Genomic DNA, 13112 nt, shown 5'->3' on the forward strand with positions numbered 1-13112 from the left:
GATAAAGGTGGTATAATTATGAAATATGAAATAGTAGAAATTAAAGAAAAAACTCTTTTTGGATTTAAAACAAGAGTGAAAAATGATGAAACAATGTATGAAAAAATTTCAAATTTATGGAAAAAACTGTATTCTGAAAAAGGTGCTAAAAATATAGAAAACAGAATAAATGATAATGCTATAGGTGTTTACTATAACTACAGTAACGAAAATGGATTTGAGTATGACTGCCTTACAGGTTGTGAAGTAAAGGATACAGTAGAGAGAATCCCTGAAAATATGATAAAAATACAAATTCCAGAGGGAAAATATGCAAAATTTATAGTTATCGGAAATCCTGAAAAGGCAGTTGGAGAGTTTTGGAATAAATTTTGGGAAGAATTGGCTGACGATTTTTCGGATAATAGAAGCTATACATATGATTTTGAAGAATATATAGCAGGTAATGATTATGAAAATACAGAAATTCACATTTATATCAGCATAAAATAATAACTAGGAGATTATAGTTATGGCATTTGATTTTAAGAAGGAATTTAAAAAATTTTATAGACCGTCAGAAAAACCTGAAATTATAGAAATCCCTAAAATGAATTTTATAGCAGTGCGAGGAAAAGGAAATCCCAACGAAAAAGATGGCGAGTATCAGAAAGCAGTTGAAATGCTATATGGAGTTGCCTACACTCTTAAGATGAGCTATAAAACAGAATACAAAATTGAAGGATTTTTTGAATATGTTGTTCCGCCACTAGAAGGACTTTGGTGGCAGGAAAATGTAAAGCATGAAAATTATCTGCTAAACAAGAAATTATTTAACTGGATTTCTTTAATTAGAATCCCTGATTTTATTAAAAAGGAAGATGTGGAATGGGCTATAAAGTATGCTACTGAAAAAAAGAAAAAAGATTTTTCAAAAGTTGAATTTTTCAGCTATAACGAAGGACTTTGTGTACAATGTATGCATACAGGAAGCTACAATGATGAAACTGAAACTATCCAAAGAATGAATGAATTTGCACAAAATAATGGATATAATATAGAATTAACAGAAAAAAGATATCATCATGAAATTTATTTGAGCGATCCAAGAAAGGCAGATGTGAATAAGATGAAGACAGTGATAAGACAGCCTGTTAAAAAATAGGGAGAAAATTATGCAAGGATATTCAAGTAAAAAAGAATTGATAGATGAAATAAATAAAAGAGCGGTATTATTTATTAATGAATTTTCAGAAATTACTGATGAAAATAAAGATACTTTTGTAAAAGAAGTGGATAGAAGTCCTGCTCAAATGATTGCTTACCAGCTGGGATGGATGAATTTAATACTTTTATGGGAAGAGAAAAATAAAAATGACGAAACAGTTATTACTCCTTCAGAAAATTACAAATGGAATAATTTAGGTAGGCTTTATAAATCATTTTATAAAAAGTATGAAAATTATTCAATAAAAAAATTAATTGCAGAATTTAATATAACCGTAAAAAAAATAACTGATTTAATTGAAATTTACACAGAAAAGGAGTTATTTGACCAAAATCAACGACAATGGGCTTCTTCCACACCAAGCAACTGGCCAATCTGGAAATGGATTCATATAAATACAGTCGCTCCTTTTAAAACTTTCAGAACAAAAATAAGAAAATGGAAAAAATTAAAAATTTGACTTTCTTTGTATTATAATTTATAATATTTTCAATTCTTTTAAAACTTTTTAAAATTAAACTATTAAAAACGAAATAATTTTATTTGGTTTTAAAATAGAAAATTGATTACAACTAAGAAAGGACAAAATGATAATGAAAAATATAGTTTTTTTAATTTTAGATGAATTTGCAGACTGGGAAACTGCATTTCTAGCTTCAGCATTAAATGAAGAAAATATAACTCAAAATTATTCAGTCAGTTATGCTTCAACTGATAAGGATATTAAAATATCAATGGGTAATTTAAAAATGCTGCCTGACATGACCTTAGAAGAAATCACAGAAGACAATACTGACGGATTGATTTTAATTGGAGGAAAAACTTGGAGAAACCAGAGTTTTGAAACAAACTACACACTTATTGAACTTGTTAAAAAATTTAAAAATAATCCAAATAAAGTTGTTGGGGCAATTTGTGATGCTGCTTATTTCCTTGCAACTAATGGACTCCTAAATGATTGCAAACATACTGTAAACAATCTTGCTGAAATAAAGGATAATGAAAATTATACAAATTCTGAAAATTTTGTGAAAGCAGAATCAGTAATTGATGGAAAGATGGTAACTGCAAGAGGTGACAGTCCTGTTCATTTTGCAAAAGATGTGATGAAAGCGTTAGGCAATATTCCTGAAAAAAATATAAATTTCTTTTTTGATATGTATACAATTGGATTTGAAAAGGCTTTTGAAAAATATTCCGATGAATAAAAAGTTAAAGGGAGTGACTTATTCACTCCCTATTTTTGAATTATTTTCCCAATTCTTCTTTCAATCCTTCAACTTTATCTAGCTTTTCCCAAGGTAAATCAATATCAGTTCTTCCAATATGTCCAAATGCCGCTAAATCTTGGTATCTAAATGATGGTTTTCTCAAGTTTAATGATTTTTGAATTCCATTTGGTGTTAAGTCAAATAATTTTGCAACAGCCTCTTCAATTCTTGTTTCTTCAACTGTTCCAGTTCCAAATGTCTCTACACGAATTGACACAGGTTCAACGACACCTATCGCATAAGATAACTGAACTTCACATTTTGTAGCAAAACCTGCCGCAACAATATTTTTGGCAATCCATCTTGCCGCATAAGCTGCCGATCTGTCAACTTTCGATGGATCTTTTCCAGAAAAGGCTCCTCCACCATGTCTAAAGTATCCACCATAAGTATCAATTATAATTTTTCTTCCAGTAAGTCCAGAATCTCCGTGAGGCCCTCCTATTACAAATCTTCCAGTTGGATTAATATGAAATTTTCTCACATTTTCAATATTCAAGTTATATTTTTCCAACACAGGTTTTATCACAAGCTCTTTCAAATCCTTTTCAATTTGTTCGTTTGTAACATCTTCGTTATGCTGTACAGAAAGTACAACTGTGTCAACATTCAATAATTTTCCGTTTTCATCATACGCCAATGTAACTTGAGATTTTGCGTCTGGTCTTGCCCAGGCTAGTGTTCCATTTCTTGTAATTTCAGTTAATTTTTGTATAATACCACGTGATAACACAAGTGCCAAAGGCATTAATTCTTCAGTTTCATTAACTGCTCCTCCAAACATAATCCCCTGATCTCCAGCTCCACCTGTATCGACTCCCATCGAAATGTCAGGTGACTGAGAATGAATAGTATTTAACACACCGCAATCAGAATCAAACCCCATTCCCGGACGGTATCCAATTTCATAAATTTTATCTCTGACAATCTTCTGCACATCCACATAAGTCTTAGTAGTAATTTCTCCCCCAACAACTACAAGTCCAGTAGTTGCAAAAGTTTCACACGCTACTCTTGAACTTTCATCATCTGCAAGACAAGCATCTAATATTGAATCTGAAATTTGATCACAAATTTTATCTGGATGTCCTGGTGATACAAATTCCGATGTAAAATAAATTTTTTTTGCCATTTTCTTTCCTCCTAATTTTTTTATTTCTACAAACATAACTTACAATAATCAATTTTAAAACTTATAATTTCAATTTCAATGCATAAAATATTTTTGATTTTTTAAAAAAAAACTCTTCCTAGAAAGGAAGAGAAAAAATTCTTATCTTCGCATTCATATGCCGGACTTAGCACCTTGTAATTACAGGTTGCTGGATACTCAAACGGGCCGTTCCCTAGTATCTCTCTTGATAAGTTTATTAAATTGTATTATAACTTTAAGTTTGATTTTCAAATAACTTTATTATAAAACAAGTATATAATATTTTTTTACAAATGTCAATATTTAAAAATTTTTATTTCCTATATTTTTATTTATTGTATTCTGCTGCTTTTTTCTTCATAATTTCATCAATATTTACATCTGAAGATTTTTCATCAGATTTCACTGTTTGTGCAGGTTGTTGCTGTTTAGTTGTACTTGGTTTTTCAGCTTTAATTTCAACTTTTGAAGCTTCTTCTGCTTTACTTTTACTTTTTACGTCATTAAGAGTGCTTTCTGTCAAGCTTTGAGACGAGTTCCCGTTTCCTAGGAATGTTTTTGGCTGTTTATCATTTTTCTTTTCTTCAACTACTCCGCCCTTTTCGATTCTTTCAATAGTAGCCGCAGCATTTTTATCTCCATTTTTAGCAGCTATTTTATACCATTTCAAAGCTTCTGTCATATTATTTTGTTGATGATACGACATTGCAATTGGCATAGCAAGCCCTTTATTTCCAGCATTATATGCTTTTAACAGGTATGGACGTGATTCAGTTTGTTTTCCACCATCATACAAAATTGCTCCAATTTCATAATTAGCTTCCTTTACACCACGATTTGCAGCCTTTTGGAACCATTTTACTGCTTCTGAATCATTTTTAAGTTCTTTATTTAAAAGTGCTACACGTATATCTGCCTCTTTTATTCCTGCATTATACGCTTTTTCAAACTCTGCCTTTGCCTCTTTATATCTTTTTGCTTTTATTAAGTCAACACCTCTATTATATGCTTCTGCACCAGGACGCATTTTTATTTGACGCATTTGATGTCCGCCAGCATTTGTTCCAGACCCTTTAGGAAGTCTCGCAATTAATTTGTTTGCTTCTGCAGTATTTCCTTCTTCTTTATAAAGGACAGCTAAATTATAAATTGCTTCAGGATAGTTTTTGTCTACACCATATTGTAAAATTTGTTTCACTTTATCTGTATCTTTTAAATTGTAATAAAGCTGTGCAAGTGACATAATTGATTCTTTATCTCCGTTTTGAGCTTTTGTCAATGCTTCTGAAACTTTTACTGGATCAATTTGATTGTTGATTAAATGTTGCTGCTCCTCAGGAGTTAAGTTTTTTATGTCAGGATTTCCTTGTGCCTGTCCTCCAAGATTAAATATATCCGTATTGATATCCTTGTTTTGTTGCTGCTGTTGTGTCTGCTGATTATCTTTCTTCTTATCCTTTTTCTTTTTAAAACAAGAAACCGACATCATCCCAATAGCTAAAATTACCATTGCCAACATTATTTTTCTCTTCATTTGCTGCTCATTCCTCTCTTTCAAATTCTTTTTATTTTATAATTTTTTAATTTAATAAAATTTTTTGACCAATTTTTATATCTAAAAGGATCCTAATTGTGTTGCATCCAATATCTTATACATAAAATCTGTGCTCGCCTTAGTAGTTGGCTCATCATCAAAGTTTATAGTAAATAAGCCATCCTTATTTTCCCATAATCTATCAAAATATGTATAAATATCCTTTGTTAACTTGGAATTTTTATTTGTCAAAATTCTAAAATTAGCATCCATTATATAACCACGTATATTTTTTTTGATTAAATTAGCCGAACCTGTGTGTATTATAACATTGCCATCTGTTTTTTTGATTAGTGTTATCTTTGTGTGATATTGCTCATTATTCGTAAAATACCATTTCACTTCTATTTTATTTTTAGTTTTTTTCTTCAATTTCTTAGAAACAGGTTTGTTAGGTAGCCCATTTGTACTCATTCCAAAGGCATCCCTGCTCCTGTCAAAAATAATCCGAACTTTCACTCCACGGTTTGCAGCCTTTATAAGCCTGTCAACGACTCCCTTGTCAGCAAGAAAATACATTCCCATAAGTATTTCATCTCCAGCTCTCGCACCATCAATATCTTTGTCCAAATGTTCCCCAATTTTTGCCTCTGTCACAAACTGCAATTGATATTTATTATTTTCATCATCAAATCTGGTAATTGTATCTCCATTTTTCTGATTTTCATTTTCAGAATTTTGACTTTTTTCAGGAAGTTCTCTAGTTTGTTCAAATCTTCTTGTTTCCTCTTCCACAAATTCTTTTTTCTTATTTTCAATTTCTTTAACTTGCTTTTCAGTTTCACTTTCAGAAAAATTATTTGTCTCACTTATCTGACTATCTGTTAAATTTCCAATTTGTCTGTTATTTATTTTATTCTCCTGCTTCTCAGTTACATCGATTTTCCCATCTGAAAATTCAGCCACAAGCTGTAATCCGTGCAAAACATCCTTTGTAATTTCTCCATTAGCCGATATTGCTACGTTTTCATGAAAATAGCTAGGATCGTGAATATTAGCACTTGAAACTACAACATTTTCCTCATTTAAAAATATTTTTCTGTGATCCGCCTTTACATTCAATGCCCTCAACAAATTCCTCAAAGTCAATTTAGGCCACATAGGCCCGTAAAAGTTCCCAATCCATCCTTTCCCCTGCGGATTCCCATGAGGTGCAATCAATGTTCTCCATATTGGCGAGTACCAAGGAAACGTGTCTTTCAACTTAAAAATATCCACCATTATAACATCAATCCCAGCATTTTTCATATCCGTAATAAACGGATGCTCAAAAGCCCCATACAAATTATTATTCTCATCTGAAAGTACATATACCTTCAAATCAGGATTTTCCATCTTCTTTTTAATAAGCCTTCTCGTATATTCCTTAGCAAACTCTGGAAAATGCTCCTTATCCTTATTATAAATATCATTAAACAAAAACATCTCTACAATCAGATAATCCTTAGCCTCATCCACAACCTTATAAGTCGCCTCCCAAATCTTCCTGTCATACCTAATATTCCCATCCTTATCTAGATAAGTCAAATCATAATGAAACTCAACATTATCACTATCTCGCAATGGACCTTCATAATTTACTCCAAGTGGAGGAGTTTTTATTGTAGAACATGAAATTGTAAAGGCTGTTAAAATACCAATTAGTAAATACTTTTTTCTTCTTGAATTCATTAATTTATTCTCCCTCACTGTCTTAAATTTCTTTTTTATTCACAACTTAACCATATTCTTTTATTTTTAACTACTTTCCTTTTTAAATATTTCATTTTTATAAAATCTCTAATTTACTAGATTATTTATCCACTTCTTGCTCTTTAATCTCCATACACACGGAAATATTTTTATAACTTCATCACTGCATGAAAGTAAATACACAATTACAACTGGAAATCCTAAATGTAATCCAAAGAAATATGTTATTGGGATAGCAACAAACCAAAGCGGAATCAAGTCCACAAACATTGTCCAGAGCGTATCCCCTCCTGAACGTAAAATTCCAACTAACAGCTGTAAACTTATTGCTTTTACAAAAATTACAAATACCTCTGCCTTTACAACCTCTTTTGCTAACGGATAACTTTTTTCATTTACATGCTGCAGGATAAATGGACTGAAAATAAAGACAATTGCTCCAATAATAATTCCTGAAATAACAGCCACCTTTAATAAAATTATCGAATAGTCGTAAGCATTTTCTTCCCTTCCAGCACCAATCTCGTTACCAATTATAGCCGAAGTTGCACTCGAAAGTCCAAACAACAATGTCAATACAAGACTGCTAATTGATTTTACAACCTGAACTGCAGCCGCAAAATTTGTTCCCATTCTTCCAAAAATCATTACATACATACTTGCACCAAGTACCCACAATATTTCGTGAATAAAAACAGGAAGCGATATTTTCATAACTTTTACAAAAAATTCCATCGACAAATCAAATAATTCGTTCATTTTCCCTGCAATTGGCAATTTTAACTTGTAAATTATATAAATTATATAAAAAGTACTTATAATTCTCGCAATAACTGTTGCAACTGCAGCACCACGTACTCCCATCGCAGGAAATCCAAAATGTCCAAAAATCAACATATAGTTTATGGCTACATTTATCAAAAGCCCTATTACACTTGAGTAAAATGAATATTTGGTTTTCCCTATTGCACGAAGCTGCATATTAAAGGCAAAACCAACTCCCACAAGTGGATAAGTCCACGCTACAATTTGTAAATACGAAGCCCCTATTTCTATAACTTTTTTATCATTTGTGAATACTGAAATTACAAGTTTTGGGGTAAACAATCCTGCGAAAAGAAATAGCAGCGAAAATAAAAATCCAACAATTATCGTTATCCCAAGACATTTTTTCAGATTTTTGTAATCCTTGTTCCCAAAATACTGAGCCGCCAAAATTCCACCGCCACTATTCATCCCAAAAAGTGAAGTCATAAAAATCATAAACATCTGATTTGCAAACCCCAATCCTGCAACAGCAACTGTCCCCAGCCCAAGTGCCACAATCTCTTTCCCCACCATAAACATATCAACAAAGTTCATAAGTGCGTAAATCATATTTTCAATTGCCACAGGTAATCCAATATTAATAACCTTTTTATAAACCAATTTTCTATTTAATGCTTTTTCTTTCATTTATTTCCTTTCTTTTTCATTGATATTTTTTTAGATTTTCTCAACAGTTTCAGTTTACTTAATAATATTTCTTCCTTAACAAAATAAATTTTTAACTTTAATAAATCTATTTAATCTAAATCCTCCAATGTTGAATATTCTGAAAATATCAACAAATGATCTGACACATATTTCTTTATTATAGCATAGTTATTATTTTTTATAAAGTTATAAACTCCAAAATTTCCAATAAATTCTTTTGTTTTTTCAAAATTTATGAAAAAATTATCATAAGAACTTACAAGTTTACTATCCGAAAGTGTGGTCAAATTTTCTTCAGGATTTAAAATATACTTGACGTTATATTTATCAGCCATATTTTTAAAAGCCATATTGTCAGCAGGCGTATTAAAATCCCCAGCGATAATTATATCATCCTCATCTGTCAATTTAGAAAAATATTCATAAACATTTACATAATTTGCCGCCTCAAGCAGTCTCTGCTTTTCCTTATCACCAAAAACCGAATGTGCAATGATATATACAAAATCAAAGTTTCCAGCCTTAAAATAAGCACCATACGGCTCTCTCATAAACTCATTCTCATCCTTTTCCTTATAAAATCCAAGCCCTCTTGCCTCAGAAAATTTGCTTTTCCTATAAATAAATGCAAAATATTCACGATAGTTTTCACTTCCTACAGAATTTTCCGAAATAATATAATCCCACTTCTCACTAGTCAGCTTTTCCAAATATGCTTGCGTTTTTTTAACTCCCTTCTCATTCATAACCTCTTCCAGCCCGATTAAATCAAACTTTGCCAAAATCTGTGCAAATGTCCGATAATCTTTTTGTTTCTCTCCAAGCCGTAATGCATTAAATGATGCTACCAAAATCGTATTTTCATGCTTATTTATATCAATTTCCTCACTTATCTGCCCCTTTTTAAAACAAGAAAATATTCCAAAAATTAAAAATACAAAAATTATCCTTTTTACTGTTCTATTTTTCATCTCAATCAACCCCTTGATCTTTTAATTTTCTATTTTAAATTCAATATTATTCATAACACACCATTTCGGTATTTCCTCCAAAATTTCCAAAAATTTCTTCTGTTCACTCTTAATCAATTCATAATCTACCATTTTTGTAAAATTTATACCAAAATTACAGCGTATCTCCTCTCTTTTCTTAGATATTCTAAACTCCAAATTATATTTGCTCGCTTTATCCACTGCCATACTTATAATTTCCTCAACTTTTATTCTGTTAATGTAATCTCCAGTATCTATAACTATTTTATCTTGATAAAAAGTTATGCTGTAAATCAATGCTTCCAACTTTTTTCTCAAATTATTTTTTTTAATAAGAAATTTTACAATTATTATAAAAAGAATTATTACTACCATAACTGGATTTAAAAATTTTACATATGCAAGAATTCCCAATGTTAAAACATAATAAAATACTTCTGTAAACGATAGGTTTAAAAAATTTACAAATCCAGAATTCTTTTTAAAATCGTCTAAAAGTTCAGCTTTTCTAATTTTAAAAACTTTTTTCTCATAATTTGATAAAAATTTTTCTCGTGCCTCATTGTCTTCTATCTGCTCATCGTATTTCTCTTGAAGCTTTTCTCTACTTATTTTTCTTGAATCATAATTCCAAATCCACTCATTTATCAATTCATCTTTCATATGAAACTTCTGCTCATCTAAAATCAGCCTTTTTGTTTTCAAACTTTCGATATAATCTGCCAACTTTTTGAACTCATAATCATCCAGTTCACTTACATCTATTTCTTTTCCATCTAAAAATTTCAATTTTTTATATTTTATTAACTCTTTATACTTATTTTTATCTCTAATTTTATAATTTGGTTCTGGTGTGATAATTTCCAAAAAAAGACTAAATCCTTCTTTATTTACATACTCTGTTTCAATAACTCTTTTATCAAATTTTTCAACATAAATAGCTTCTTTCAAATCATCATCTTCAAAATAATAAATTATTTCATTTTTTATTACAATTTTCTTTTCAAAAAATGACTTTTCATAAATTTCTGTGTTCATTTTGTCTATCTTTCACAATCTAAAATTTAAATTCCAAAACAATACTCTCACTAATTATTTTCCTCAATTTTTCCTTGTCCTCAAAACTCAACCAATCCGTACTTTCCTGTAAAACCATTCGCCTTCCAAAATATTTTACTTTTTTAAAAGCTCTTAAAACTTCAACTATAACAGTTCTTCTAGGATGCCTTCCTGCAAATCTTTCATATGAAACTTCCTCCAAAACGACTTCCTTTTCCATAAAGTTCAAATTAGCTTTCCTTATCCCAAATTCATAAAATTTTACATTTTTATCCTCAACAACTATTTTTATCATAGAATAATAAGAAATGTATAAAAATAAATAACTAAATATAAAAATAATTATTTGAATTCTATTAACAAATACGCTGTAATTAAATATAGCTGCTAACATAAAGATATTGCTTTCTATTATTTGAGCCTTTCTCTTTAGTACTTCAAAAAGCAATATAAATATTGCATTTAAAATTGGAAAAATAATAATTTTTAAATGAATAGAACTTTCATCTACTGGGAAATTTTGAATATTTGGAACAAACATCCATAAACATAAAATCACTATGAATATAAATACTTTTATGAGTTTTCTTTTCAAAATTTCAAAATCCGTCTTAAATACAATTTTCTCCATTCACATTTTTCCTTTCTAAACATTTCAATATCCGTTTACTTTTATTTTTAACTCTCTGAGATAATTCCTATATTTTTGACTATCTTCTCAACATCTTCGCTGCAATCTCCACCATCTTAATTGCCAGCTCATGATTTTCCCCAAACAAATTATAAGCTCCGTCTTCGCTCAAAACTCCACATTTCAAGTCTTGTGGCAAAACACCGTTATTAAAATCTTCTACATCTAAAAACCAATTTTCACTGCTGTAATATTCATCCAGCTTTTTATAATCTGACAAATTTTCTTCCAGCTTATCCAACACTATATTCAGTTTCCTAAAAATATCTGCTGATTTATCCATAATTTTTTCCATTTCTTCAACTCTTTTTATTTTATCATTTTTCATTAAATTTACCTCTTTTCTTATTTTTAATTTATATTTAATTTTTTCTTATTTTTTCAAAAAAAGCTACCGGTTTGCGATAGCTGTATTTTTATTATTATATTCCTAATTTTAAATTTTTATTAATTTGCTCTTTCGATGTATTCACCAGTTCTTGTGTCAATTTTGATTTTATCTCCAATTGCTACAAACAAAGGTACTTGTAAAGTGTAACCTGTTGATACTGTGGCAGGTTTTGTTGCACGTCCGATTGTATCTCCTTTTAGTCCTGGCTCTGTATAAGTTACTTCTCTAACTACAGTATTTGGTAATTCTACACCAACTGGAGTTCCTTCGTACATTAACACTTGTATAATCATTTCTTCTTCCAAAAAGTTTACCGCATCTCCCAAATCCTCAGTTGACAAAGTAATTTGCTCAAAAGTTTCCTGATCCATGAAGTTATATTCCCCATCAATTTCATATAAAAATTGCATTTGATTTCTGTCAAGAATGATGTCATCCATAAGTTCTGTTGCCAAAACTGTAATTTCCTGAATTTTTCCAGAAATTAATTCTTTTGTTTTAAATTTTACTTCTGCTGCTCTTTGTCTTTTTCCTGATGTTGACTGATGTCTTTCAGCTTTTAATATTAAATATGGGATGTTGTCCTTTCTATATGTACTTCCTTGTCTTAATTCTGCTGCTGGTTTCATTAATTTTTTCCTCCTAAATTTTTACTTTATTTATAATTTATTTTTTAACCTATTATTTTTCATAACTATAATAGAACGATCATAGCTTTAAATTCTACATCTAATATTTTATCAAATAAGTTGCAGTTACTACTACTCTTAACTTTTTATAAATTTGATTAGCCTCATTTTCATTGATTCTTCTTACATCTTCTGTATCTTCAAGCATTTCAAACTGTCCTTGACTAATATTTTTTAGCCCACCAATTTCATTGTTATTTACTTTTAACATTTCAATTGCTCTTATTTCAGCATTTCTTGAAGCATCGACAACTAAATCCTTTTTGTATCTTTCAATATTTGTTATAAAATATTCAGGCATATTTATTTCTATATTGTTACTTTCAAGTTTAAGTTCTGATAATTTTTCATAAAACTCTTCTGCCTTATCAATATTTTTTGTAACTATTGAAATTGTTTCAATTCCATCATAACTAGAAATTTTAACAGCTGGTAACATTGCTGTAGAATTTGAAGATGATTGTTTTGTATTTAATGCATTTTCTAGATAATTAGGCTGAATACGCAGATTTCCTATACTATATTCATTTGTGTCAATTTTAAGGCTTTTAATTAAATCAGTTACCAACGTTTCCCTGTCTGATATTTGTTTTTTCAATTCATCCAGATTATCAGACTTTTGAGTAATAACGATGTTTATAAGTGCCTTATCTGCTTTTATTCTACGTTCAGCGACTCCCTTTACCGTAATTCTGTTTTCATCCTTATTCGCTTTATTCATAGCATTTGAAATTAATGCCGAAGATATTATTAATCCAAAGGATAATATTATAGGGATTATTATAAATTGTATCTTTTTCAATTTTTACTCCTTTACTGAACTTTACACCTGTTATAGTATTTAAGTATCTAAAATTATGATTTATTTACATAAAAGTTCTATCAAATTATAGATTA

At 29.8% G+C, this 13112-nt stretch carries 14 protein-coding genes and 1 riboswitch; of the genes, 4 read left to right on the forward strand and 10 right to left on the reverse strand.

Features of this window, described 5'->3' with window-relative positions; translation table 11 throughout:
- Nucleotides 1-18 precede the first annotated feature (18 nt).
- The 4 genes from QU666_RS07225 (at nt 19) to QU666_RS07240 (ending at nt 2415) form a co-directional block, all read left to right on the forward strand.
- Complete coding sequence (locus QU666_RS07225; protein ID WP_021769648.1) at nt 19-492, forward strand: GyrI-like domain-containing protein; 474 nt, start codon at nt 19-21, stop codon at nt 490-492.
- A 19-nt stretch (nt 493-511) separates the two neighbouring features.
- Nucleotides 512-1144 carry a GyrI-like domain-containing protein gene (locus QU666_RS07230; protein ID WP_021769649.1) on the forward strand — a complete coding sequence of 211 codons (633 nt, stop codon included), beginning with the start codon at nt 512-514 and terminating at the stop codon, nt 1142-1144.
- Nucleotides 1145-1154: 10 nt separating this feature from the next.
- On the forward strand, nt 1155-1667 hold the full coding sequence (locus QU666_RS07235; protein WP_021769650.1) for a ClbS/DfsB family four-helix bundle protein: 513 nt from the start codon (nt 1155-1157) through the stop codon (nt 1665-1667).
- Nucleotides 1668-1800: 133 nt separating this feature from the next.
- Nucleotides 1801-2415 carry a DJ-1/PfpI family protein gene (locus QU666_RS07240; protein WP_036071338.1) on the forward strand — a complete coding sequence of 205 codons (615 nt, stop codon included), beginning with the start codon at nt 1801-1803 and terminating at the stop codon, nt 2413-2415.
- Between the two features lie 40 nt (nt 2416-2455).
- Here QU666_RS07240 and metK read toward each other — a convergent pair whose 3' ends face one another.
- From metK to QU666_RS07290, 10 genes are all read right to left on the reverse strand, one after another.
- Nucleotides 2456-3610 carry a methionine adenosyltransferase gene (gene metK / locus QU666_RS07245; protein ID WP_036071340.1) on the reverse strand — a complete coding sequence of 385 codons (1155 nt, stop codon included), beginning with the start codon at nt 3608-3610 and terminating at the stop codon, nt 2456-2458.
- 138 nt (nt 3611-3748) lie between these two features.
- Nucleotides 3749-3846, reverse strand: a riboswitch (SAM riboswitch).
- Between the two features lie 113 nt (nt 3847-3959).
- Nucleotides 3960-5165 (reverse strand): lipopolysaccharide assembly protein LapB, encoded by a 1206-nt coding sequence (locus QU666_RS07250; protein ID WP_021769653.1) that lies wholly within the window; start codon nt 5163-5165, stop codon nt 3960-3962.
- Between the two features lie 81 nt (nt 5166-5246).
- The gene (locus QU666_RS07255; protein WP_021769654.1) at nt 5247-6896 is read right to left on the reverse strand and encodes a phospholipase D family protein; all 1650 of its coding nucleotides are present in this window, start codon (nt 6894-6896) and stop codon (nt 5247-5249) included.
- 108 nt (nt 6897-7004) lie between these two features.
- Nucleotides 7005-8372: an MATE family efflux transporter gene (locus QU666_RS07260; protein WP_021769655.1), complete on the reverse strand. Its 1368-nt coding sequence runs from the start codon at nt 8370-8372 to the stop codon at nt 7005-7007.
- Nucleotides 8373-8482: 110 nt separating this feature from the next.
- Nucleotides 8483-9364, reverse strand: a complete 882-nt coding sequence (locus tag QU666_RS07265; protein WP_021769656.1) for an endonuclease/exonuclease/phosphatase family protein — start codon at nt 9362-9364, stop codon at nt 8483-8485.
- A gap of 21 nt (nt 9365-9385) precedes the next feature.
- Nucleotides 9386-10423 carry a hypothetical protein gene (locus QU666_RS07270; RefSeq protein ID WP_021769657.1) on the reverse strand — a complete coding sequence of 346 codons (1038 nt, stop codon included), beginning with the start codon at nt 10421-10423 and terminating at the stop codon, nt 9386-9388.
- Between the two features lie 19 nt (nt 10424-10442).
- Entirely contained in the window at nt 10443-11075 is a 633-nt protein-coding gene (locus QU666_RS07275) for a hypothetical protein (RefSeq protein WP_021769658.1), read from the reverse strand.
- Nucleotides 11076-11154: 79 nt separating this feature from the next.
- The gene (locus QU666_RS07280) at nt 11155-11463 is read right to left on the reverse strand and encodes a DUF4298 domain-containing protein (RefSeq protein WP_021769659.1); all 309 of its coding nucleotides are present in this window, start codon (nt 11461-11463) and stop codon (nt 11155-11157) included.
- A gap of 119 nt (nt 11464-11582) precedes the next feature.
- A complete protein-coding gene (gene efp / locus QU666_RS07285) occupies nt 11583-12155 on the reverse strand; it encodes an elongation factor P (RefSeq protein WP_021769660.1) in 573 nt (190 codons plus the stop codon).
- Between the two features lie 100 nt (nt 12156-12255).
- Nucleotides 12256-13017: an SIMPL domain-containing protein gene (locus tag QU666_RS07290; RefSeq protein ID WP_036071342.1), complete on the reverse strand. Its 762-nt coding sequence runs from the start codon at nt 13015-13017 to the stop codon at nt 12256-12258.
- Between the last annotated feature and the right edge of the window lie 95 nt (nt 13018-13112).

This window comes from Leptotrichia sp. HMT-225 (assembly GCF_030644325.1).
Classification (GTDB): domain Bacteria; phylum Fusobacteriota; class Fusobacteriia; order Fusobacteriales; family Leptotrichiaceae; genus Leptotrichia; species Leptotrichia massiliensis.